The organism is uncultured Devosia sp. (assembly GCF_964244875.1).
Taxonomy (GTDB): domain Bacteria; phylum Pseudomonadota; class Alphaproteobacteria; order Rhizobiales; family Devosiaceae; genus Devosia.
Window position 1 is genome coordinate 175071 of sequence record NZ_CAXTKA010000006.1, and the last position, 21996, is coordinate 197066.

The window sequence follows — 21996 nt, forward strand, 5'->3', positions numbered from 1 at the left end:
TTGAACCGCTTCAGCAAGCCCCGGATCGCCATGACCCTGACCGCCACCATCACCAGCCTTGGCCAGAAAGGCGAAGGCGTTGTCGAAATTGATGGCCGCAAGGTTTTCGTGCCGCTGGCATTGCCGGGTGAAACCATTGCCTTCGTGGCAGAGGGAGATCGTGGCACTTTAGTCGATATCCTGGCAGCCGCACCGGCCCGTATCGTGCCGTTTTGTCCCCATTTCGGCGCTTGCGGCGGTTGCCAGCTTCAGCATCTGGATCGGCCGAGCTACGAGGCTTTCAAGACCGCGCTGATCGAAACCCCGCTGCGTTTTGCCGGCATCGAGACCGGCGTTTCGCGCTTCATCGATGCTTCGGGCAATGGCCGCCGCCGCGCCACCATGCATGCCCGCCAGGAAGGGTCGGGCTATATGCGCCTGCGCAGCCATCAGGTGCACGACCTCGACGCCTGCCCGATTCTGGTGCCTGCCCTGGCTCGCGCGCCAGACATCGCCCGCGCGGCGATGCTGGCCATCGGGGAGGCCGATATTGCGTTCACCGCCACTTTGAGCGGCCTTGACGTTGCCGTGCGCACGCCGAAAAAGCAGGCACGGGCCGAGCGGCTGATGCCGTTGGTCGCCCGCTTCCGGCTGGCGCGCCTGGCACTCAATGGCGACATGGTGCTGCAAACCCAGCCACCGATCGTCGAAATGGGCCGCGCGCGCGTCGAGGTGCCGGTCGGCAGCTTTCTGCAGGCAACGGCCGCCGCCGAGACCATCCTGGCCGACTACGTTGCCGAAGCCGTCGGCAAGGCCGAGAGCGTGGCCGATCTGTTCTGCGGGGTCGGCCCCTTTGCACTGCGCCTGGCCGAAACCCGCCCGGTGCTGGCTCTCGATAACGACAAGCCCGGCATTCTGGCTTTGGACAAGGCCCGCCGCTTCACCAAGAACCTGCGCGAAATCACCGCAAAAGCCCGCGACCTGTTCCGCGAGCCCCTCACCCGCTACGAACTCGATACTTTCGATGCCGTGGTGCTTGATCCGCCGCGGGCCGGCGCCCAGGCCCAGGCCGAACAGCTCTCGATGTCCAAGGTCAAGACCATCGTCATGGCCGCCTGCGACCCCAAAACATTTGCCCGGGACGCGGCGATCCTCGTGGGCGGCGGCTATACGATGGAAAATCTTGTGGCCGTCGACCAGTTTGTCCATTCCACCCATATCGAGCTGGCAGCAATTTTCAGGCGCTGATGACAGTTTGTCGCAGGCAGGCAACCGCTGCGGGCCGGGGCACGTTGGCTTCTCATCGACAATCAACAGCGACTGCGTGGGGCGGGCGTTGGTCGCATGGAGCATCCCATGCATATTCTCAAAACGACTTTCGCGATCGGTATCCTGTGTGCCGCAACAGCCATCCCGACCTTTGCCCAGGACGCCGCAGCGACCGCCGATCCGAGCGGCTCTTTCGTCGACGAGTTCGGCACGTCCTTCGAGTTTTCGCTGTGCGGCGACTCGGGAACCGACCTTTGTGGCGTGCTGACCAATCTGGAAGGTGAATCGGCCACCGAGGAAAACCTGGCCTTTGTCGGCAAGCAGGTGATGCAGGCCCAGCAGACCGGCGCCAATGAGTGGAAGGGTTCGCTGACTGCAGGCGGCATCAGCGCCGACGCAACCGTCACCCAGACCAGCGCCAACACCATCGAAATCCAGGGTTGCCGCGCCGCTATCTTGTGCCAGACGCTGGCGTATAGCCGCTCGTAAAGCTTTGATGGCAATGCAGCTTCCGCCCTCGTGTAGGACGGAAGCTGACTTGTCAGCAGACAGTCGCTACGCGCTCCTTAATGACCGCGAGGACTTCGTCCCCATCGCGTTTCCACCAGTTTTCCCGCGAGAAAATCTCGACTTCCTGCGGGCCAAAAAACCCGGCATCCTCGATCATCTTGCGGATGCAGGGCAAGTCGATCACCCCGTCTCCCATCATGCCGCGGTCCAGCAGCATGTCGGTGGTCGGCACCAGCCAATCGCAGATATGGTGGGCGAAAATTCGCTTGAGCCGGCCGGCCCGTGCGATCGCCTGGGCAAGCCTGGGGTCCCACCAGACGTGGTAGACGTCGATGGCGACGCCGACCTCGGGACCGAGCATTTCGCAGATATCGAGCGCCTGATCGAGCGTGTTGACGCAGGCGCGATCGGCCGCATACATGGGGTGCAAGGGCTCGATGGCGAGCTTGATGCCGCAGGCCTTGGCATGCGGCAGCATGGCGGCGATGCCCTCGCTTACCATGCCGCGAGCCCCCGCCAAGTCCTTGGAAGCGCCGGGTAATCCGCCAACCACCAGCACCAGGCAATCGGCGCGTAGCGCAGCCGCTTCATCGATGGCGCGTCGGTTATCCTCGATCTGCCGTTGGCGGCCTTGGGCGGTTTCGGCGGGAAACATGCCGCCCCGGCAAAGGCCGGTAACACGCAGGTCATTGGCGCCGACGATGCGGGCGGCTTCCTCCAATCCGATGGCGGCGACCTGGTCGCGCCAGGGGGAAATCGCGGTAATGCCGGCGCGCAGGCACCCCTCCACCGCGTCCTTGAAGCCCCAGACCTGCCGCGTTGTCGCAAGGTTGAGCGAGATCGCATTGGTGGTCATTCCGCTACCATCCCGTTAACGTTGAGCATCGCCTTCATGCGTGCAACGGCCAGGTCGGGATCGGCCAGAACCCGCGCCCGGTCGGCCAGCCGAAACAGCTCGGCCAGATGCTGCAGCGAGCGGGTCGATTGCTGGCCGCCGATCATGGTGAAATGGTCCTGCAGCCCGTTGAGATAGGCCAGGAACACCACGCCGGTCTTGTAGAACCTCGTGGGCGCGGCAAAGATATGCCGGCTCAGTGGCACGGTGGGTTCGAGCAGCTCGAAGAACGCGGTGGTGTCGGCCTTGCCCAAAGCCGCGAGGCCCGCCGAGGCTGCCGGCGCGATGGCGTCGAAGATGCCGAGCAACGCATGCGAGGCCCCGGCTTCGTCGCCGGCGATCAGTTCGGCATAATTGAAATCGTCCCCGGTATACATCTTGACCGAGGCCGGGAGCCGCCGGCGCATGGCGATCTCCTTGTCCTTGGACAGCAGCGAAATCTTGATGCCGTCGACCTTGTCGGCATTGGCCGCGATGACGTCGAGGCAGATATCCATCGCCGCGTCATGGTCGGCTTGGCCCCAATAGCCGGCCAGGGCCGGATCGAACATCTCGCCCAGCCAATGCAGGATCACCGGCTGCTTAACCTGGGTTAGGATGCGCTGATAGACCTGAGCATAATCGTCGGGGCCCTTGGCCGCCGCCGCCAGGGCCCGGCTGGCCATCAGGATGACCCGACCGCGTTCGCCTTCGACGAACCCCACCTGCTCTTCATAGGCGCGCACGATATCCTCGATCCGCACATCGGGCCCCGGCGCCAAATGGTCGGTTCCGGCCCCATAAGCGATCAGGGCGTCGTCGCGCGTCCGCGCCTCCCGCTGGGCGCGCCGGATCAGCTCCTGCGCCTCCATCCAGCCCAGGCCCATGCCGCGCTGCGCGGTGTCCATGGCTTCGGCCACGCCAAGGCCGAGGTCCCAGAGGCGATGGCGAAATTTCAGCGTCGTGTCCCAGTCGATGGCGGGGGTCAGCCACGGATCGTTGTTCGCCAGCGGATCGGCCACGACATGGGCGGCCGCATAAGCGATGCGGTTGAAGTCGGATGCCTTGTGCTTGATGAAGGGGATGGGTTTGCCGGTCAGCGTATAGGGGGAGATCGTGCGGTCGGCGTTTGGCAGGTTGATGCTGGTCATAGGGAAGTCCCCCTCATCCGGCGCTGCGCCCCACCTTCTCCCACAAGGGAAGAAGGGGAGGCCTGCGCATGGTTACACTCGATGTCCCCCTCTCCCCTCGTGGGAGAGGGTGCCCGCAGGGCGGGTGAGGGGGCCTATGCCTCAAAACTCCAGCTTGGGCACGTCCAGCCAGCGGCGTTCGGCCCAGCTTTGGAGCCCCAGTTCGGCCAGTTGCACGCCCTTGGCGCCGGCTTCCAACCCATAGGGCCAGGGCGCGTCTTCGGCGACGTGGCGCAGGAACATTTCCCATTGTGCCCGAAAGCCGTTCTGCGCCGGCCAGTTGTCGGGCACGTCTTCCCAATCGGCAAAGAAATTCATGGTCTGGGGCTGGTCCGGGTTCCAGACCGGCTTGGGGGTATTGACCCGGTGCTGGGTCCAGCATCTGTGCAGCCCTGCCACGGCCGAGCCGTGCGTGCCATCGACATGAAAGGTGACGAGGTCGTCGCGTCGCACGCGGGTGACCCAACTCGAATTGATCTGCGCAATGACGCCACCCTCGAGCTCGAAGGTGGCATAGGCCGCATCATCGGTATCGGCCGTGAAACGCTGGCCGTGTTCATCGACCCGCTCGGGGATGTGCGTGGTGCCCAGGCACGAGACCGCCTTGACCTCGCCGAACAGGTTGTCGAGGACATAGCGCCAGTGGCAGAGCATATCGAGGATGATGCCGCCGCCATCGCCCTTGCGATAGTTCCAGCTCGGGCGCTGCGATGCCTGCCAGTCGCCCTCGAACACCCAATAGCCGAACTCGCCGCGCACCGACAAAATCTTGCCGAAGAACCCGGAATCGCGCAGCATCTTAAGCTTGAGCAGGCCGGGCAGAAACAGCTTGTCCTGCACCACGCCATGCTTGAGGCCCGAATTGCGGGCCTTTTTCGCCAGCGCGACGGCAACGCCGAGATCGTCCGAAATGGGCTTTTCGCAATAGACGTGCTTGCCCGCGTCGAGCGCTTTTTCCAGCAGCGAGGCGCGCATCAGCGTCGTGCCGGCATCGAAGAACACCGTGTCGTCGCGATTGGCGAGAGCCGCGTCGATGTCGGTGCTCCAGCGGGCGATATTGTGTTTGTTGGCCAGACGCTCGATCTTGTCGCGGTCGCGGCCCACGATGATCGGATCCACCACCAACCGATCGCCATTGGCTAGCGCAATGCCGCCCTGCTCGCGAATCGCCAGGATCGAGCGCACCAGGTGCTGGTTGTAGCCCATGCGTCCGGTCACGCCATGCATGATCAGGCCCAGCCGGTGTTCGGCCATCTATTGTCTCCCCACAGCGGTCTTGTAACCAACTGGTTACTTGGATACACTCGGGTAAGGGAGAGCGTCAAGGCCCGCACTTGACCCGTTATCCGGCATTGCCGCCGGCACGGCAGGCCCGTCAGAGAACGCGGATCGGCGGCGAAGGGGGGGCGGCGGATTGCCATGGACAAGAGCGAGGACCTGATCCTGCCATTGCCGAAGCCGGCTGGACTGACTGGACCGCGACGCCCGCTGGCCGTCGCGCGCCCGCGCGATCCCGAACGCACCAAGGCGGCAATTTTGCGGGCCGCGCGGGACGAATTCTGCCAGGAAGGCTTCAACGGGGCCCGGGTCGATGCCATCGCCGCGCGCGCCAAGGCCAATAAGCGCCTGCTCTACCATTACTGGGGCAACAAGGAGGCGCTGTATGCCGCCGTGCTGTTCGACGCCTATAGTGAAATCCGGCGCGGCGAGCGCGAACTCTCCCTGACGCAGTTCGATCCGGTCGAAGCCGTCGGCCGCATGGTGCGCTTCACCTTCCGCCACTATCTGGCAAACCCCTGGTTTCCTCGGCTATTGGCGGTGGAAAACCTGCAGAATGCGCGGTTTTTAAAGCAACTGAAGGACATCCCGCAGCTCCACTCCCCTTTGGTGGCCGAACTGCGCAGCATCGTCGAGCGGGGTGCGGCAACAGGGGTGTTCCGCAGCGATGTCGATCCGGTCCAGCTTTATATCTCCATAGCGGGCCTGGGATATTTCTATGTGTCCAACATGAAGACCCTGTCGGTGATCTTCGATCGTGACCTGGCCGGCTTCGCCATGGTGCAGGAGCGCGAAGCGCAGGCGGTGCAGATGGTGCTCGATTACCTGCGCACCAAGCCGGCCTGATCTGGAACGCGCAGCCGGCTTGCCGGAAAGCGGGCTCGGCTGCTCCGCACCTGGCTGGTGCCCTTTACCTTGCACCCCGAACGGCGTTACACTTCCATACAAGATTGTGCCAGACGGGTTGACACGCGGCCTGCACTGACCCAAAATTGTAACCAGTTGGTTATTTAGCGACGGGGAGGTCGCTGGCCATCGCCGCTCCGGTTCCGGAGCGCTGTTTTCGGGAGGACATTTCATGACCATCGCTATCGACCGCCGCCAGTTCATGCTGGGCAGCGCTGCATTTCTGGCCGCCGCGTCCGCCGGTATCGGCCCGGCCCTATCGCAGGAAGCCCGCATGCGGCTGATCTTCTGGGGCGGCCAGGCCCGTGCCGACCGCACCTATGGGGTGACCGATCTTTACACCAAGGCCAATCCGGGAACGACCTTCGATGGCGAATTCCTGGCCTTTGCCGATTACTGGCCCAAGCTGGCCACCCAGACCGCCGGCGGCAATTCCCCCGACATCATCCAGATGGACTATCGCTACATCGTCGAATATGCCAACCGCAACGCCATCGCTCCGCTCGATGAATTCGTCGGCAACGGCCTCGACCTGGCCGATTTCGACCCCGACCAGCTCGAAGGCGGCAAGGTCAATGGCAAGCTCTACGGCATCAGCCTGGGCGCCAATTCAGTGGCGCTCATCGTCAACCAGGCCGCGTTCGACGAGGCCGGCATCGAAGTGCCGAACCGCGATTTCTCCTATGCCGACCTGCCGGCTCTGGCCGAACAGTGGAATTCCAAGAACAAGCGCTCCGGCATGAAGCTGTGGCAGGACGCCAGCGGCAACGAGCCGGCACTGGACAACTGGCTGCGTGGACGCGGAACCGCGCTCTATACTGCCGACGGCAAGGCCGGCTTTACCGCCGAGGACATCACCGAATGGCTCCAGATGTGGGCCGACCTGCGTGCCGCCGACGTCCTCGTGACCCCCGACGATCAGGCGCTGGACGCCACCGACGCCATTGAAAACACCATGGTCACGCTTGGCAAGGCACCCGTGACCTATGCCAATTCCAACCAGCTCATCGCCTTCCAGGCCGTTAACCAGGACCCCTTGACCATGATCAATTACCCGCGCGCCAAGCCGGGTGCGGGGGGCGGGCACTATCGCAAGCCCTCGATGTTCTTTTCGCTGGGCGCCGCATCCCAGCAATTGCCGGCGGGCGCCAAGTTCGTCGACTTCTTCATCCACGATGCCGAAGCCGGCAAGATCCTGGGGGTCGAGCGCGGCATTCCATGCTCCAAGGCCTTGCGTGAAGCCATTGCGCCAACGCTTGATCCGCAGAGCCAGATCGCGCTGAATTTCGTGTCCAATCTGGGCGACCTGCTGGGCGCCTTGCCGCCGTCCCCGCCCGCCGCTGCCGGCGAAGTGGGCGTGGCGTTCAAGACCAAGAGCCAGGAAGTGGCGTTCGAGCAGCAATCCCCGCAGGATGCCGGCCCGGCCTTTTTTCAGCAGGCCACCGAAATCCTCGCCCGCGCGGCGGGCTGAACCTTATGACCGCGCGCTCTCTGCAAGACGTGAACAGCGCTCCGGCCATGGGGCGCGCGGTCTCTCCTTCGCTTTGGTCCCAGCTGTGGAGCCGCAACGCTCCGGGCTATCTGTTTTTGCTGCCCTGGTTCCTGGGGTTCTTCGGGCTCACCCTGGGCCCGATGCTGTCCTCGCTCTATCTCAGCTTCACCAATTTCGACCTGCTGACGGCACCCGACTGGGTGGGGCCCGCCAACTACATGCGCATCGTCACCGCCGATCCGAAATTTTCCGCCTCGATGCGGGTCACCCTGTTTTTCGTGGTGTTTTCGGTGCCGCTCAAGCTGGCCTTCGCGCTGGGCGTGGCGCTGCTGCTCAATCGCGGCATGAAGGGGCTGCCGCTCTATCGCGCCGTGTTCTACCTGCCCTCCCTGCTGGGCGCTTCGGTGGCCATTGCCGTGCTGTGGCGGCAATTGTTTGCCGGCGACGGCGTCGTCAACGACGCGCTGGCGCTGGTCGGCATCCAGGGCCCGGCCTGGATTTCCAATCCCCGCTTTTCGCTCTGGACGCTGGTGGTGCTGTCGATCTGGCAGTTCGGCTCGCCCATGATCATTTTCCTTGCCGGCCTGCGCCAGATCCCGGCGGACATGTATGAGGCGGCTTCGCTCGACGGCGCCAGCAAATGGCGCCAGTTCTGGAAGATCACCCTGCCGCTGCTGACCCCGGTCGTGTTCTTCAACTTCATCATCCAGACCATCGAGGGCTTCAAGAGCTTCACCCCCGCCTTCATCATTTCGGGCGGCACCGGCAATCCGATCAACTCGACGCTGTTCTACACCCTCTATCTTTATCAGGAGGCGTTCAGCTTTTTCCGCATGGGCTATGCCTCGGCCTTGGCGTGGATCCTTCTGGCCATCGTGGGGTGCTTTACCGCCTTCTCTTTCCTCACCTCCAAATACTGGGTGCATTATGACGACTGATGTCGCGCGCCTGACCGTCGTGAGCGAAGCCGACACTGCCAGCGCGCGGACCCGCAAGCGCGTCCTGTCGATACTCGCCCATGTGCTGCTGATCGGCGCCTCGGTGCTGATGCTCTATCCGCTGCTCTGGATGCTGTCGGCCTCGTTCCGGCCGGAAAACGAAATCTTCACCGCCAATTCGCTGTGGCCGAGCGCGTGGAGTCTGGACTCCTATTTCCGCGGCTGGGTCGGCTTGCGGGTGTCGTTCGGCACCTTTTTCATCAATTCCTTCACCATCGCGATCCTCGCCATCATCGGTAATCTCGCGACCTGCTCGCTGGCCGCCTTTGCCTTCGCGCGGCTGGAATTCTGGGGCCGCCCGTTCTGGTTCGCCATGATGCTGGGCACCCTGATGCTGCCCTATCAGGTGACGCTGATCCCCCAATATGTGCTGTTTCACAACCTGGGTTGGGTCAATACCTTCCTGCCTCTGGTCGTGCCCAAGTTCCTCGCCGCCGACGGGTTTTTCATCTTCCTCATGGTGCAGTTCTTTCGCGGCCTGCCCAAGGAGCTGGACGAAGCCGCGATGATGGACGGCTGCTCCCCCTGGCGCATCTACTGGAAAATCCTGTTGCCGCTGTCGACGCCGGTACTGGCGACCGCGGCGATCTTCACTTTCATCTGGACCTGGGACGATTTCTTCGGGCCGCTGATCTATCTCAGCGATATCCGCACCTATACCGTGATGCTGGGGCTGCGCACCTTCGTGGACAGCTCCGCCCAATCCGACTGGGGCGGGCTGTTCGCCATGTCCATCCTGTCGCTGCTGCCGATTTTCCTGTTCTTCCTCTTCTTCCAGCGCCTGCTCATCGAGGGCATCGCCACGACCGGTATGAAACGCTAGACCCATGTCAGATTTGAAATTCGCTGCCATCGGCATCAACCACGCCCATATCTATGGCCAGGTCGATTGCCTCAAGACCGCCGGGGCGCAGTTCGTTGCGTTCCACGCCGTCGAGGACGACCTCGCCACCGCCTTTGGGGCAAAGTTCCCCGAGGCCAGGCGGGTGGCCGATCCGAAGGAAATTCTGGAGGATGCCGGGATCGCGGTTATCGTCACCGCGGCGATCCCCGCCGATCGCGCCGCCATCTCCATCGCCGCCATGCGGCATGGCAAGGACGTGCTATCGGACAAGCCGGGCATGACCACGTTTGCCCAGCTCGACGAAATCAAGCGGGTGCAAAAAGAGACCGGCCGCATCTATGGGGTGATGTATTCCGAGCACTTCGAAGTGCGCGCCACCGTCGAGGCGGGCAATCGCATCGCCCAGGGCGCCATCGGCAAAGTCATCAATACCGTGGGCCTCGGGCCGCACGCCATCCGCAATAACCAGCGGCCGGACTGGTTCTTCGAGCGCGCCCGCTATGGCGGCATCCTGACCGATATCGCCAGCCACCAGTTCGAGCAGTTCCTGTTCTTTTCGGGCGCCATGGATGCGCAGGTCGTTTCCGCCAGCGTCGCCAACCGCGCCCATCCCGACCGGCCCGGCCTGCAGGATGTCGGCGATGTACATCTCAAGACCGACACCACCTCGGGCTATATCCGCGTCGACTGGTTCACCCCCGCCGGCCTGCCCACCTGGGGCGATGGGCGCCTGACCATCCTGGGCACCGAGGGCTATATCGAATTGCGCAAATATATCGATATCGCCGGCCATCCCGGCGGCGATCACCTGTTCATCGTCAACGCCGAGGGCCCGCGCCATATCGATTGCAGCACGACCGAGCTGCCGTTCGGGCCGCAATTCCTCGATGACGTGCGCAATCGCACCGAGACGGCCATGCCGCAGGAGCGGTGTTTCAACGCCATGAAGCTGGCCCTGACGGCCCAGCAACTGGCCGAACGCGGCACGGAGTGGGCGCCATGAGCGAGATCAAGACGGTCGCCATCATCGGCGTCGGCATCGGCAGGAGCCATATCACCGAGGGCTACATCACCAATCCCGACAAGTTCAAGGTCGTCGCGCTCTGCGATCTCAATGTCGAGCGCATGACCCCGATCGCCGATGAATTCGGTATCGAGCGGCGTCTCACCAGTTTCGACGACGTGCTGGCAATGGACGATATCGACATCATCGATATCTGCACCCCGCCCATGCTGCATTATCCCATGGTGATGGCGGCGCTCAAGGCCGGCAAGCACGTGATCTGCGAAAAGCCGCTGGTCGGCTCGCTGGAGCAGGTCGACGCGGTGATCGCCCAGGAGCAGCTGTCCAGGGGCAAGCTGATGCCGGTGTTCCAGTACCGCTTCGGCGACGGCATCGAGCAGGCCAAGGCCATCATCGATGCGGGTCTCGCCGGCAAGCCCTATGTCGGCACGGTCGAAACGCTGTGGACCCGCGGCGCGGACTATTACGCCGTGCCCTGGCGCGGCAAATGGGCCACCGAACTGGGCGGCGTCTTGATGACCCATGCCATCCACCAGCATGACCTGTTCACCTATCTGATGGGCGATATCAAGTGCCTGTTCGGCCGCGTCGCGACCCGCGTCAACGATATTGAGGTCGAGGATTGCGTCACCGCCTCGCTGGAACTGCAAAGCGGCGCGCTGGGCAGCTTCACCGCCACGCTCGGCTCGGCCGACGAAATCACGAGGCTGCGCTTCGCCTTCGAGAACGTGACGTTCGAAAGCGATCACCAGGCCTATAATCCGGGCGACAAGCCCTGGAAAATCCTGCCGCGCAATCCCGAGACGGCCGACAAGATCGCCGCCCTGCTCAAGGACTGGGTGCATGTGCCCAGCCGGTTCCAGACGCAGATGGCGCGTTTCCATGATGCCTTGACCGGCAAGGCCGCCTTGCCGGTGACCAGCGCCGACTCGCGCCGCGCGCTGGAACTGGTCACCGCATTCTACCAGTCCTCGACCAACCACCAGGATGTCGAATTGCCGCTCGCTGCCGATCATCCCAAGTACAAGTCGTGGGTGCCGGCGCAATTTTCGGCCGGAGCCTGAAGGAGACCGCCATGGCGACCAGTGTCACGCTCAGCAAAATCGTCAAGGCCTATGGCGACGTCGAGGTCGTGCACGGCATCGACCTGACCATCGAGCCTGGTGAATTCACCGTGTTCGTGGGGCCCTCGGGCTGCGGCAAGTCCACCCTGCTGCGCATGATCGCCGGGCTGGAGCCGATCACCGGCGGCGACCTGGTGATCGACAACCAGCGCATGAACGACGTCCCGGCAGCCAAGCGCGGCATCGCCATGGTGTTCCAGTCCTATGCGCTCTATCCGCACATGAATGTCTATCAGAACCTGGCCTTCGGGCTCGAAACCGCCCGCGTCCCCAAGCCCGAGATCGAAAGCCGGGTCAACCGGGCCGCCGAAATCCTGCAGATCGTGCCGCTGCTCAAGCGCAAGCCCAAGCAATTGTCGGGCGGCCAGCGCCAGCGCGTTGCCATCGGCCGCGCCATTGTGCGCGAGCCCAGGATTTTCCTCTTCGACGAGCCCCTGTCCAATCTCGATGCCGAACTGCGGGTGCAGATGCGCGTCGAGATCGCCAAGCTGCACAACGATCTGGGCAACACCATGATCTATGTGACCCACGATCAGGTCGAAGCCATGACCATGGCCGACAAGATCGTGGTGCTGCGCGCAGGCGTGATCGAGCAGGCCGGCCCCCCGCTCGAACTTTACAACAATCCGCGCAATCTGTTCGTCGCCGGCTTTATCGGCTCGCCCAAGATGAACTTCCTGTCCGCCAGCATCGAGGGCGTCGACGGCACCTCGAGCCGGCTCAAGACCGCCGGCGACGCCCTGACCCTGCCGCGCGCGGTCAATGGCAAGGCCGGCGAGAGCGTCACCTTCGGCGTTCGCCCCGAGCACATCACCCTGACCGCCGGCAGTGGCATCAGGCTGGCCGATGTAAAGGTCGATCTGGTCGAGAACCTGGGCGGGCAGACCCTGCTGTACACGACCACCACGGATGGGCAGGCCATGACCATCGTGCTCGAAGGCCAGCGCGACGTGGCGTTGGGCGCCGCGGTGACCGCCCATATCGATCCGGCCCGCATTCACCTGTTTGCGGCCAATGGCGCAGCGCTCTAGGGCATGTCTTGCGAAAGAGGTGCCCGATTTTGCGAGCACTAGAGGCGTCAAAACCAGGAGCACAAGCGCGGCAACCGATCGGCAAGAGGACAACGCGCTTGCGTCCGGCGGCCCGCAGGACTAGTGCGAATAGTCCGGCCGTTCGATATCGGCGATGATGCGCAACTCACGGGGCTCCCAGCCCAAGACGGCCCTGGTCTGGGTATTGGATGCCGGGCCATTGCCTGCAACCCACATGGCCAGGCCGCCGAAATGGGCTTCTGCCTCCTCGGTGGTCAGCGACCGTGCAGGCAGGCCGAGCTGCCGTCCGATCGCTTCGGCAATCGCGCGATAGGGCACGCCCTCCTCGGCGATGGCATGATAGGCCTCTCCAGCCGCGCCGCGTTCCAGCGCCAGTCGGTACACGCGGGCAGAATCGCTGCGATGCACCGAAGGCCACAGGTTTTGCCCGTCGCCGACATAGCCTGAAACCCCCTTGGCCCTGGCAACGGCCGCCAGCATGGGCACAAAGCCATGGCGTTCACCCTGTCCATGCACCGAGCGCGGATTGCGCACGACGCTGGCGCGAAGGCCGCGTTCCGCCAGCGCGAAAGCGATTTGCTCGGAGGCGCGCGGGAAAGCGGGCATGACGGGGGGTCGAGCGTTTTCCATGAAGGTTTCGCCCGGCGGCGTCAGCGGCACGCCGCCGGTAACGATGATCGGCCGATCCGATCCGGCAAACACCGTTTCGAAGGTTTCGAGCGCCAGGCGCTCCTCTGCGGCGAGCGCGACGATCTGGGACAGATCGAGCCCGAACGCGGTATGGATGATGCCGTCGGCGTCGCTGGCGCCAGCCCGCAGCGTATCAACATCGCCTAGTCCGCCGATCAGCGGCGTGATACCGGCCGCCGCCAGCGCCGCGCCCTTTTCGCGCGTGCGCACCAGCCCCGTCACGGAATGGCCCGCCGCCAGCAGGTCGCGGCCAATGGCCGATCCGATCCAGCCATTGGCTCCAGTTAGAAAGACGTGCATATCGATCTCCTGTTCGCTGTGGCAGCGGCATGCTATCGTCGCTGCGTCAGTGACTGACATATGAGCTTCATGTCAGTGACTGTCAATGGGGGTGCTATGGCTTTAGGCGACAAGGATGTGCGGGTGCGATTGCAACAATCGGCACTCAACCTGTTTGCAGAGCGTGGTTATGAGCGAACCACGGCAGCCGAAATCGCGGCCCGGGCCGGGGTCACGGAGCGCACCTTCTTTCGGCATTTTCCCGACAAGCGGGAGGTGCTGTTCGATGGCGCCGCTGTATTGCTTTCGGCGCTGACCGGCTTCATCGAAACGGCGCCGGACGGTCTGGCACCGCTCGACGTGCTGTTTTTTGCCTTCAATGCGGTCGTGCCGCTGCTCGAGGCGAACCGGCATATCTCCCATCCGCGCCAAGAGATCATTGCCGCCACCCCGGCACTGGCCGAACGAGAACTGACCAAGCACGCCGCGATGGCCCATGCCCTGGCAAAATTGCTGCAGTTGCGTGGCGTCAGCCATTTGCCGGCCGAACTGGCGGGACACACCGGCATGGCAGCGTTTGCGCAGGCGACCACGGCCTGGCTGGATGACCCTGCAATTGCTCTGAGCGAGCGGCTTGACCTGGCCTATGTCGGTTTGAAGGCGCTATGGAGCGCACCGACCAGAGCCGCCGACGCGCAAACCAGCCCCGAAGCGGGCTAGGACCTTTTGTCACTGACCACGCCGTTTTCCTGCCGCATATCCCTGTCAAAAGCTGAATCACGAGCACGTGAAGAGCGTTGCCGATCCATTTGCGGGCCGGATTTTGTCCGGTCCGAGACAATTGAAGCGCTGGCCTGCCCGTCACAATTTGCATGGCTGTCATGCAACAACTTTTACCCCATTGCCGCGTTGCCGTTTTGCCGAAAAAGGTAAGCCCGCGTCAGGTCTTGAGTATGTAGTTTGACCCACCCCGTTTCGTCCCAGCGTCCGAGCCGCCGCCTGGTCTTGCAAGGCATCGGTGCCAGTTTCGTTTTGCTGTCGACAACCGCCCTGACGGGGCCGGGATTTGCCCAGGCGCAATCTGCAACCAGCTTTGCCTTCAGCTTCGAAGACCTGACCGCGCGCATGCGCGAAATGGCGGCGGGACCTTACCAGGCGCCCAGTTTCAAGCTGCCGGACCTGTTCGCCGGGCTCGATTACGATGCCTATCGCAAGATCCAGTATCGCGGCGATCACGGCAAGTGGGCCGATCTGGATGCCGGCTATCAGGTGCATGGATTTCACCTGGGCTGGCTGTTCCCCGAACCGGTCAAGCTTTATGAACTCGATGGCGGCATGGCCACCCCGTTCAGCTTTGCCGCCGCCGATTTCGAGTATCATGACGTCACGCTGGGCGCGCAGGCGGCCAAGGTCGACTTCCCCGGCGTCGCCGGTTTTCGCCTGAACTACCCGCTCAACGCGCCCGACAAGGTGGACGAACTGGTCTCCTTCCTCGGCGCCAGCTATTTTCGCGCCCTGGGCCGCGACAATGTCTATGGCCAGAGCGCGCGCGGCCTGCTGCTCAATTCCTGGCTTGAAGGGCCCGAGGAGTTTCCCCGCTTTTCCGAGTTTTATCTGGAGCGCCCCACCATTGGCGCCCCGCTGGTGCTGTATGCCGCGCTCGACAGCCAGAGCGTCACCGGCGCCTATCGGTTCGAGATCACGCCGGCCAGCGATGCCGCCCAGGGCACCATCATGGCGGTGACGGCGCGCCTGTTCTTTCGTGCCGACGTGGCCGAACTGGGCGTCGCGCCGCTGACCTCGATGTTCTTGTATGGCGAAACCAATCGCGCCAGCTTCGACGACTATCGGCCCCAGGTGCACGACACCAATGGCCTCTCGATCACCCGCGAGACCGGGGAAGTCATGTGGCGCCCGCTCAACAATGCGCCCGCCATCGGCAATTCCTACCTCTGGGAAAACAATCCCCGCTCGTTCGGTCTGAACCAGCGCGGCCGCGATTTCGAGACCTACCAGGATGCCGGCGCCCACTACGAGCGCCGCCCTTCGGTTCATGTCGAGCCGATCGGCGACTGGGGGCAGGGCCATATCCGGCTCATCGAAATTCCCTCCAAGCTGGAGGTCGACGACAATATCGTTGCCTTCTGGATTCCGGTCGATCCCGTCAAGGCGGGCCAGGAGCGGGAGTTCCGCTATCGCCTGCTCTGGGGTGACCTGGCGCCCGACGGCACGGCGCTCGGCTATGTGGTGGAAACAAGGGCCGGGGCCGGTGGCGTGTCCGGCGTTGAAAACGCGCAGAACCTGCGCAAGTTCGTCGTCGATTTCGCCGGCGGCGAACTCGAGGAATGGGAACCCGAGACGCCGCCGGACGTTCTCGCCAACGTGTCGAGCGGCACCATCATGACATCGACTGTGTCCAAGGTCGAAGCAAATGGCGTCTGGCGTCTTGTGCTGGATGTCGAGGCTGCCGAAGACGGCATGCCTATGGAACTCAAAGCGTATCTTGTCGGGGGCGGCAAGCAATTAACAGAAACCTGGCTCTACCAGTGGAGAGCAGCCGCATGAAATACGATAGCGATCTGATAATCGCCACCGCCCTCCCCAATGCTCCCATGATCATGCCCAAGCAGCGGCTTGAGCGCGGTGGTTCCCTCATGGCCACGCTGCGCAACGTGCTGGCCGTGCTGCCCTGGCTGTGACGCGGAACCGATGGTGCAAGCTCTATCGGTGGATCGCGCCATGACGCGGGCCGCCCTGATCCGAACCGCCGCGCTCGGCGCGGCAGCGCTGCTGAGCGTAGTTGGCGGCTGGATTTTCCTCGGCTTCTCCGCCAAGGGCGGCGTGTCGCCGATCGACGTGCTGCGCACCGTCCTGGTGGGCCTGTCCGGCTTCTGGCTGGTCTGGGGCGGCGCGGCCGGCATTATCGGGCTCTTCGTGCCCCACCGCCCGCCCGCCTTCGACGAGCGCCAGGTGCCGCGCGGCCTGACCGCGGTTCTCGTGCCCATCTATAACGAAGACCCGCTGGTGACCTTTGCGCGCGTCGCGGCGATGAACCGCAGCCTGCGGGCCCTGGGCATCCACCAGCGCTTTCACTTCGCCATCCTCAGCGACACCACGGCGCTCGACGTGGCGGCCATGGAAGCGGTGTGGTTCCAGCACCTGGTGAGCGAGCCCGACAGCGACGGCCGGATCTTTTATCGCCGCCGCGAGCACAATACCGGCAAGAAGGCCGGCAATGTCGAGGATTTCGTCGTCAGCTCCGGCGGCGCCTACGACTATATGCTGATCCTGGACGCCGATAGCCTGATGGAAGGCGCGACCATGGGCGCCATGGCGCGCCGCATGGACGCCGAGCCGCGGCTGGGCCTCTTGCAGACCCTGCCCAGGATCATCAATGCGCGCTCCTTCTTCGGCCGCGCCATGCAGTTTTCCGCCGCCTATCTGTCGCCCGCCTTTTCGCGCGGCGCGGCAGTCCTGCAAGGCAATGAGGGCCCCTATTGGGGTCACAACGCCATCGTGCGCGTTGCCGCTTTCGCTGCCAATTGCGGCCTGCCGGTGCTCTCGGGCAAGCCACCCTATGGCGGCCATATCCTGAGCCACGACTATGTCGAGGCGGCGCTCCTGGCGCGTGGCGGCTGGCATGTGCATCTCGACCCGTTTCTGGGCGGCTCGTTCGAGGAAGGTCCCGAAAACCTCGTCGAATATGCCAAGCGCGATCGGCGCTGGTGCCAGGGCAATCTGCAGCACCGGCGGCTGATGTTTGCCCCCAAGCTGCGGCTGTGGAGCCGCTTCGTGTTCCTCCAGGGCATCATGGCCTATCTTGCCTCCCCGCTCTGGCTGGTGCTGATGGGGGCCAGCATCCTGTCCGCCATGCTGCCCGAACGCAGTTTCCCGCGCGTCCCCGCCCTGTTCAGGGAGGGCGTGCTGAGCCTGGCCGTGGGCGTGGCGCTGCTGTTGGTGCTGCCTAAGGTGCTGATCCTGCTGCGCGGCATGTTCGACGGGCAGAACCGCCAATTCGGCGGTACGCTGCGCGCCGCCGGCTCGGTGCTGCTGGAAATCGTGTTCTCGACCCTGCTCGCGCCCATCCTCCTGATGCTGCAGAGCCGGGCCGTGATGCAGGTGCTGCTCGGCCTCGATGGCGGCTGGCCCGCCACGCGGCGCGCGGAAAACCGGCTCGACCTGCGCGACGCCTTCGCCAATAGCTGGTGGATCGTCGTGATCGGCGCGGTGACCCTGGCCGCCACGATCCTGCTGGCTCCGGGCATCGCGGTCTGGGTCGCCCCTGCCATGCTGCCCGCGATTTTCGCGCCGCTGCTGATTTCGCTCAGTTCGCGCGTTGCACCGGCCGGCCGCACGCCGTGGTACTTCCGGACCCCGCCCGAACAGGCCCCCTCCGCGGTGATCCTGGAACATCGGCGCGTCATCACGGCCTGGACCACCCAGGGCCCGCTCGAGCCCATCATCGTCCTGGAGCCGGCGCAGCGCGCTGCCATCCATGCTTGAAACCTTCCCCCGCACCTGGGAGCGCGTGGGCGCCAGCTGGTCACGCCTGACCACCGACACGCCCAGCATCGATATCGACGGCGTGCCCGCCCAGCGCGATGCGCGCCTGGACATGTTTCGCGGCCTGGCTCTGGTGATGATCTTCGTCAACCACGTGCCGGGCACCATCTACGAGAATTTCACCAGCCGCAATTTCGGCTTTTCCGACGCCGCCGAGGCCTTCGTCTTCATGTCGGGCCTCGCGGCGGGGCTCGCCTATTCCCCCCGCTTCCGCACTGGCTCGCTCTGGCTGGCCACCACCAGGGTGTGGGCGCGGGCACGCCAGCTTTATTTCGTGCACCTGGCCATCACCTTCCTGTCGCTTGCCATTTTCGCGACCGCCGCCCTGTGGTTCGGCCAGCATGAGGTCTTGACCAGGAACAATATCCCGCGCCTGTTCGTCGAGCCGCTGGCCACCCTGATCGGCCTGCCGCTGATGACCCATCAACTGGGCTATCTCAATATCCTGCCGCTCTACATCATCCTGCTGCTGGCAACGCCGCTATTGCTCTATGTCGGGCTCAAGCGGCCGGTGCCGGTGCTGGGCGCCTCGGTTGCGCTCTGGGCGGTGGCGGGGCAGTTCCGCCTCAACCTGCCCAACTATCCCAATGCCGGGGGCTGGTTCTTCAATCCGCTATCGTGGCAATTGCTGTTCATCACCGGCCTGCTCTGCGGGGCGGCGATGAAACAGGGGCGGCGCTTTATTCCGCGCACCAGCCTGTTGTTCGCGCTGTCGCTGGCCTGGCTGGTGCTGGCCCTGTTCTGGGTCAAGCTGCCCGTCATCGCCAGCGCCGGCATGGCCATGCTCGGCGCCCTGAACAAGGCCGGCCTGCCGTTCTACATCACCTGGTTCGACAAGACCTTTCTGGCCTTGCCCCGCCTGTCGCACGCCCTGGCGCTGTTTTACGTCATGGCCTCGATCGGCGCGATCCGCCATTTCGCCCAGACCGCCTGGGCGGCACCCCTGCGCCTTCTGGGACGGCATGGTCTGGCCGTATTCGGCTTCGGCACGGTGGTCTCGATGATTTTACAGGCGCTCAAGTCCGCGCTGCTGCCCGACCCGCTGATCGATGGCATCCTGCTCGCGACGGGTCTGGCGCTGCAACTGGGGCTGGCCTGGCTGCTGACGCGCGGCGCCGAACTGGCCAAGGCCCGCACCGCGCCCGCGCTCTGAACGGGGCCCCGCGGCATGGCTGCTTCGTCCATCCCCGGATTATGCGATGATGGTTGTGGGGGGCGCTGTGAGCTTACTTGAATATGCCCTTGAGCAATTGCCGTTCGATGTCGGCCAGATCGGCGGCGCCGCGGCTGCGCGGGCGGGGCTGGCTGATAGTGAGGTCCAGCGCGATACGGCCCTCGTCGAGCACGATCACGCGGTCTGCCAGCGCCACCGCCTCCCCGACGTCATGGGTGACGAACAGGGCGGTAAAGCCCTGCTCCTGCCAGACCCGCTCCACCAGTGCCTGCATGGTGATGCGGGTCAGCGCGTCGAGCGCCCCCAACGGTTCGTCGAGGGCAAGAACGCGCGGTCGGCTGACCAGCGCCCGGGCGAGGGCGGCGCGCTGGCGTTGCCCGCCCGAAAGCCGCGATGGCCATTCACCCGCTTTTTCCCCCAGCTGCACCTCGGCCAAGGCGGCCTCGGCCAGCCGGTTGGCATCGCGCTTGTTGATGCCTTCGCCCAGGCCGACGATGACATTGTCGGCCACGCTGGCCCAGGGCAGCAGCCGAGGCTCCTGAAAGACGATGCGGGCGCTGGGTTCTGCCGCGCCGCCGTCCGGACCGCTGAAGCCGATGCTGCCTGACGACGGGGTGTCCAGGCCCACCAGCAAACGCAGCAACGTGCTCTTGCCGCAGCCGCTCTTGCCCACGATAGCCAGGAACTGGCCCGCCGGCACCTCGAGATCGAGCCCGTGCAGCACCGGCACGTCGCCAAAGCTCTTGGATAGGCCCTTGATGCGAATGCCGGCGCCGCGTGCGTCGGGCCGCTGGCGAGGCGCCAGAGCCGGATATTCGGGCTCGATATCGCGGCCCCAGACGTTCTTGGTGCGCATCGATGGGCTCATGGCTCAGCCCCTTTCGGGTTTTTGATAGGCGGGGTTCCACGACAGCGTGAGCCGCTCCAGGGTCAGCGCGATGATATCGGCAAGCTTGCCAAGCAGCGCGTAGATCAGCAGGGCCAGGATCACGACGTCGGTCATCATGAATTCGCGCGCCGAATTGGCCATGTGGCCGATCCCCGACGATGCCGCCATGGTTTCCGCAACGATCAGCGTCAGCCACATGATGCCCAGCGAGAACCGCAAGCCGACAAAGATCGAGGGCAGGGCTCCGGGAAAGATCACCTTGCGAAACAGGGTCCAGCCGCTCATGCCATAGACGCGGCCCATTTCGATCAGTTGCGGATCGACATTGCGCACGCCATGCAGGGTATTGAGGTAGATCGGAAAGAACACGCCCAAAGCCGTCAGGAAGAGCTTGGCCTCCTCCCCGATGCCGAACCACAGGATGACCAGCGGGATCAGCGCCAGGTTGGGAATGGTGCGCAGCATCTGCAGCGTCGTGTCGGTCAGCGCGTGGCTCAGCCGCGACATGCCGTTGGCAAGGCCAAGCACGAAGCCGATGCAGCCGCCCACCAGCAGGCCCGAAATGGCCCGCACGGCGCTGGCCTGGATATCCACCGCCAGCTCGCCGGTGGATAGCTTGTCCCAGAACGCCCAGACCACCTGGATCGGCGCCGGCATCAGCCGGTTGTTGATCCAGCCGAACGAGGACGCCGCCTGCCAGACCAGCACGATGCCGAGCGGCAGCAGGAACGGCAGCAGCGCCGCCAGCGAAACCACAAGGGGCCGGCGCGGCGCGCGGAGGGCCGGCCCGCCGGGCAAGGCAAGGGGTTTGCCCAGGTCAGCTGCAAGTGTCATGTCGGCCTCCGTCGATGCAGAAATGGGGCCGGCAGGTGCCGGCCGCTATGCTCAAAGCGCCGGCGGGTACCAGACGATATCGCTGACGGTCAGCTGGCGCGGAACGATCTTGAGCCCGAAGAACTCGTCGGCCAGGGCTTGCTGGCCGGCGATGATCTCGTCGTTGAGTGGAACGATGGCGCCCAGGTCGGCGCCCTTGCGCCCCAGCGTAATGCGGGTGATGGGCACCGGCACGCCCGTCATTTCGGAAACGCCCACCGCGGTGCCATCGAGATCGGCCTGCGCCCCCTGGCCCACCTTGCGCAAGGCGTCGATGACTTCGGCCACGATGGTGGGGTTCTGCCTGGCATAGCTGCCGTTCGCCTGGAGGAACCCGTAGGAGTTCAGCACGCCTTCGGTTGTCGTCAGCACGCGGGTCTGCGCATCCTGGGCGGCGATGGCATAGTAGGGATCCCAGATGACCCAGGCGTCCACCTGGTTGTTGGCGAACGCCGGCGCGGCGTCGGGTGGCCCCAGATCGAGCGGAGTGACATCGTCCAACGTCAACCCCGCGATACGCAACGCCTTGACGATGAAGTTGTGGGCGCTCGATCCCCGCTTGAAGGCGATCTTTTTGCCCTTGAGATCGGCCAGCGTCTTGATCGGGCTATCCTGCTTGACCAGGATTGCCGAGCCGTCGAGGCTGCTTGGCGTTGCCGCCACATAGACCAGGTCCCCGCCTGCCGCCTGGGCGAACAGTGGCGGCACGTCGCCGGTCGAGCCGAAGTCCAGCGCATTGGCCCCCAGGGCTTCCAGCAGCGGCGGGCCCGAGGTGAACTCGGCCCAGGTCACGCTGACGCCGCGCGGGGCCAGGCGCGCCTCGATGGCGCCGCTCTTCTTGGCGAGGGCGAAGACGCCCCCTTTCTGCCAGCCGATGCGCAATTGCCTGGCATCATCCTGGGCCCATGCGGAAGCCGGCAAGGCGAGGACGGTAGCGGCGCCGGCAAAAAGCTGAAACGTCTGTCTGCGGGTAAACATCGAAGTCTCC

Annotated in this window: 21 protein-coding genes; 14 read left to right on the forward strand and 7 right to left on the reverse strand. The window is 64.4% G+C overall.

Features of this window, described 5'->3' with window-relative positions; all coding sequences use genetic code 11:
* Entirely contained in the window at nucleotides 1-1227 is a 1227-nt protein-coding gene (locus ACFE8X_RS09580) for a class I SAM-dependent RNA methyltransferase (RefSeq protein WP_375451236.1), read from the forward strand.
* Between the two features lie 108 nt (nucleotides 1228-1335).
* Entirely contained in the window at nucleotides 1336-1737 is a 402-nt protein-coding gene (locus ACFE8X_RS09585) for a hypothetical protein (protein ID WP_375451237.1), read from the forward strand.
* A 52-nt stretch (nucleotides 1738-1789) separates the two neighbouring features.
* On the opposite strand, the gene ACFE8X_RS09590 is transcribed toward ACFE8X_RS09585, so the two are convergent.
* The 3 genes from ACFE8X_RS09590 to ACFE8X_RS09600 all read right to left on the reverse strand — a co-directional run bounded on the left by ACFE8X_RS09590 (nucleotide 1790) and on the right by ACFE8X_RS09600 (nucleotide 5076).
* The gene (locus tag ACFE8X_RS09590; protein ID WP_375451238.1) at nucleotides 1790-2614 is read right to left on the reverse strand and encodes a sugar phosphate isomerase/epimerase family protein; all 825 of its coding nucleotides are present in this window, start codon (nucleotides 2612-2614) and stop codon (nucleotides 1790-1792) included.
* Nucleotides 2611-3783, reverse strand: coding sequence for a dihydrodipicolinate synthase family protein (locus ACFE8X_RS09595; protein ID WP_375451239.1), 1173 nt, complete (start codon nucleotides 3781-3783; stop codon nucleotides 2611-2613). Before ACFE8X_RS09595 ends, ACFE8X_RS09590 begins: the two co-directional genes overlap by 4 nt.
* A gap of 141 nt (nucleotides 3784-3924) precedes the next feature.
* Nucleotides 3925-5076: a Gfo/Idh/MocA family protein gene (locus tag ACFE8X_RS09600; protein ID WP_375451240.1), complete on the reverse strand. Its 1152-nt coding sequence runs from the start codon at nucleotides 5074-5076 to the stop codon at nucleotides 3925-3927.
* Between the two features lie 165 nt (nucleotides 5077-5241).
* On the opposite strand from ACFE8X_RS09600, the gene ACFE8X_RS09605 reads away from it, so the two are divergent.
* From ACFE8X_RS09605 to ACFE8X_RS09635, 7 genes are all read left to right on the forward strand, one after another.
* Nucleotides 5242-5946, forward strand: a complete 705-nt coding sequence (locus ACFE8X_RS09605) for a TetR/AcrR family transcriptional regulator (protein WP_375451241.1) — start codon at nucleotides 5242-5244, stop codon at nucleotides 5944-5946.
* 232 nt (nucleotides 5947-6178) lie between these two features.
* The gene (locus tag ACFE8X_RS09610; protein ID WP_375451242.1) at nucleotides 6179-7477 is read left to right on the forward strand and encodes an ABC transporter substrate-binding protein; all 1299 of its coding nucleotides are present in this window, start codon (nucleotides 6179-6181) and stop codon (nucleotides 7475-7477) included.
* 47 nt (nucleotides 7478-7524) lie between these two features.
* On the forward strand, nucleotides 7525-8436 hold the full coding sequence (locus ACFE8X_RS09615; protein WP_375451269.1) for a carbohydrate ABC transporter permease: 912 nt from the start codon (nucleotides 7525-7527) through the stop codon (nucleotides 8434-8436).
* Between the two features lie 109 nt (nucleotides 8437-8545).
* A complete protein-coding gene (locus ACFE8X_RS09620) occupies nucleotides 8546-9319 on the forward strand; it encodes a carbohydrate ABC transporter permease (RefSeq protein WP_375451270.1) in 774 nt (257 codons plus the stop codon).
* Between the two features lie 4 nt (nucleotides 9320-9323).
* Complete coding sequence (locus ACFE8X_RS09625; RefSeq protein ID WP_375451243.1) at nucleotides 9324-10343, forward strand: Gfo/Idh/MocA family protein; 1020 nt, start codon at nucleotides 9324-9326, stop codon at nucleotides 10341-10343.
* Nucleotides 10340-11428, forward strand: coding sequence for a Gfo/Idh/MocA family protein (locus ACFE8X_RS09630; protein ID WP_375451244.1), 1089 nt, complete (start codon nucleotides 10340-10342; stop codon nucleotides 11426-11428). Before ACFE8X_RS09625 ends, ACFE8X_RS09630 begins: the two co-directional genes overlap by 4 nt.
* Nucleotides 11429-11439: 11 nt before the next feature.
* The gene (locus ACFE8X_RS09635; protein ID WP_375451245.1) at nucleotides 11440-12519 is read left to right on the forward strand and encodes an ABC transporter ATP-binding protein; all 1080 of its coding nucleotides are present in this window, start codon (nucleotides 11440-11442) and stop codon (nucleotides 12517-12519) included.
* 120 nt (nucleotides 12520-12639) lie between these two features.
* On the opposite strand, the gene ACFE8X_RS09640 is transcribed toward ACFE8X_RS09635, so the two are convergent.
* The gene (locus ACFE8X_RS09640; RefSeq protein WP_375451246.1) at nucleotides 12640-13530 is read right to left on the reverse strand and encodes an SDR family oxidoreductase; all 891 of its coding nucleotides are present in this window, start codon (nucleotides 13528-13530) and stop codon (nucleotides 12640-12642) included.
* A 96-nt stretch (nucleotides 13531-13626) separates the two neighbouring features.
* Between ACFE8X_RS09640 and ACFE8X_RS09645 the strand changes: the two genes are divergently transcribed.
* The 5 genes from ACFE8X_RS09645 to ACFE8X_RS09665 all read left to right on the forward strand — a co-directional run bounded on the left by ACFE8X_RS09645 (nucleotide 13627) and on the right by ACFE8X_RS09665 (nucleotide 19225).
* Complete coding sequence (locus tag ACFE8X_RS09645; protein ID WP_375451247.1) at nucleotides 13627-14229, forward strand: TetR/AcrR family transcriptional regulator; 603 nt, start codon at nucleotides 13627-13629, stop codon at nucleotides 14227-14229.
* Between the two features lie 240 nt (nucleotides 14230-14469).
* On the forward strand, nucleotides 14470-16074 hold the full coding sequence (locus tag ACFE8X_RS09650; protein ID WP_375451248.1) for a glucan biosynthesis protein: 1605 nt from the start codon (nucleotides 14470-14472) through the stop codon (nucleotides 16072-16074).
* A complete protein-coding gene (locus tag ACFE8X_RS09655; RefSeq protein WP_375451249.1) occupies nucleotides 16071-16208 on the forward strand; it encodes a hypothetical protein in 138 nt (45 codons plus the stop codon). Before ACFE8X_RS09650 ends, ACFE8X_RS09655 begins: the two co-directional genes overlap by 4 nt.
* A 40-nt stretch (nucleotides 16209-16248) precedes the next feature.
* Nucleotides 16249-18012: a glucans biosynthesis glucosyltransferase MdoH gene (gene mdoH / locus ACFE8X_RS09660; RefSeq protein ID WP_375451250.1), complete on the forward strand. Its 1764-nt coding sequence runs from the start codon at nucleotides 16249-16251 to the stop codon at nucleotides 18010-18012.
* A complete protein-coding gene (locus ACFE8X_RS09665) occupies nucleotides 18005-19225 on the forward strand; it encodes an OpgC family protein (protein ID WP_375451251.1) in 1221 nt (406 codons plus the stop codon). Before mdoH ends, ACFE8X_RS09665 begins: the two co-directional genes overlap by 8 nt.
* Before the next feature lie 73 nt (nucleotides 19226-19298).
* On the opposite strand, the gene ACFE8X_RS09670 is transcribed toward ACFE8X_RS09665, so the two are convergent.
* The 3 genes from ACFE8X_RS09670 to ACFE8X_RS09680 are packed head-to-tail and all read right to left on the reverse strand — an operon-like array spanning nucleotide 19299 to nucleotide 21986.
* Nucleotides 19299-20114: an ABC transporter ATP-binding protein gene (locus ACFE8X_RS09670; protein WP_375451252.1), complete on the reverse strand. Its 816-nt coding sequence runs from the start codon at nucleotides 20112-20114 to the stop codon at nucleotides 19299-19301.
* A 3-nt stretch (nucleotides 20115-20117) separates the two neighbouring features.
* Nucleotides 20118-20969: an ABC transporter permease subunit gene (locus tag ACFE8X_RS09675; protein ID WP_375451253.1), complete on the reverse strand. Its 852-nt coding sequence runs from the start codon at nucleotides 20967-20969 to the stop codon at nucleotides 20118-20120.
* 51 nt (nucleotides 20970-21020) lie between these two features.
* Nucleotides 21021-21986, reverse strand: a complete 966-nt coding sequence (locus ACFE8X_RS09680; RefSeq protein WP_375451254.1) for an aliphatic sulfonate ABC transporter substrate-binding protein — start codon at nucleotides 21984-21986, stop codon at nucleotides 21021-21023.
* Nucleotides 21987-21996 lie beyond the last annotated feature (10 nt).

Coding starts and splice junctions, on each gene's coding strand:
- ACFE8X_RS09585 (WP_375451237.1), top strand. CDS start 1,336: ATGCATATTCTCAAAACGACTTTCGCGATCGGTATCCTGTGTGCCGCA.
- ACFE8X_RS09590 (WP_375451238.1), bottom strand. CDS start 2,614: ATGACCACCAATGCGATCTCGCTCAACCTTGCGACAACGCGGCAGGTC.
- ACFE8X_RS09595 (WP_375451239.1), bottom strand. CDS start 3,783: ATGACCAGCATCAACCTGCCAAACGCCGACCGCACGATCTCCCCCTAT.
- ACFE8X_RS09600 (WP_375451240.1), bottom strand. CDS start 5,076: ATGGCCGAACACCGGCTGGGCCTGATCATGCATGGCGTGACCGGACGC.
- ACFE8X_RS09605 (WP_375451241.1), top strand. CDS start 5,242: ATGGACAAGAGCGAGGACCTGATCCTGCCATTGCCGAAGCCGGCTGGA.
- ACFE8X_RS09610 (WP_375451242.1), top strand. CDS start 6,179: ATGACCATCGCTATCGACCGCCGCCAGTTCATGCTGGGCAGCGCTGCA.
- ACFE8X_RS09615 (WP_375451269.1), top strand. CDS start 7,525: ATGGGGCGCGCGGTCTCTCCTTCGCTTTGGTCCCAGCTGTGGAGCCGC.
- ACFE8X_RS09620 (WP_375451270.1), top strand. CDS start 8,546: ATGCTCTATCCGCTGCTCTGGATGCTGTCGGCCTCGTTCCGGCCGGAA.
- ACFE8X_RS09625 (WP_375451243.1), top strand. CDS start 9,324: ATGTCAGATTTGAAATTCGCTGCCATCGGCATCAACCACGCCCATATC.
- ACFE8X_RS09630 (WP_375451244.1), top strand. CDS start 10,340: ATGAGCGAGATCAAGACGGTCGCCATCATCGGCGTCGGCATCGGCAGG.
- ACFE8X_RS09635 (WP_375451245.1), top strand. CDS start 11,440: ATGGCGACCAGTGTCACGCTCAGCAAAATCGTCAAGGCCTATGGCGAC.
- ACFE8X_RS09640 (WP_375451246.1), bottom strand. CDS start 13,530: ATGCACGTCTTTCTAACTGGAGCCAATGGCTGGATCGGATCGGCCATT.
- ACFE8X_RS09645 (WP_375451247.1), top strand. CDS start 13,627: ATGGCTTTAGGCGACAAGGATGTGCGGGTGCGATTGCAACAATCGGCA.
- ACFE8X_RS09655 (WP_375451249.1), top strand. CDS start 16,071: ATGAAATACGATAGCGATCTGATAATCGCCACCGCCCTCCCCAATGCT.
- mdoH (WP_375451250.1), top strand. CDS start 16,249: ATGACGCGGGCCGCCCTGATCCGAACCGCCGCGCTCGGCGCGGCAGCG.
- ACFE8X_RS09665 (WP_375451251.1), top strand. CDS start 18,005: ATGCTTGAAACCTTCCCCCGCACCTGGGAGCGCGTGGGCGCCAGCTGG.
- ACFE8X_RS09670 (WP_375451252.1), bottom strand. CDS start 20,114: ATGAGCCCATCGATGCGCACCAAGAACGTCTGGGGCCGCGATATCGAG.
- ACFE8X_RS09675 (WP_375451253.1), bottom strand. CDS start 20,969: ATGACACTTGCAGCTGACCTGGGCAAACCCCTTGCCTTGCCCGGCGGG.
- ACFE8X_RS09680 (WP_375451254.1), bottom strand. CDS start 21,986: ATGTTTACCCGCAGACAGACGTTTCAGCTTTTTGCCGGCGCCGCTACC.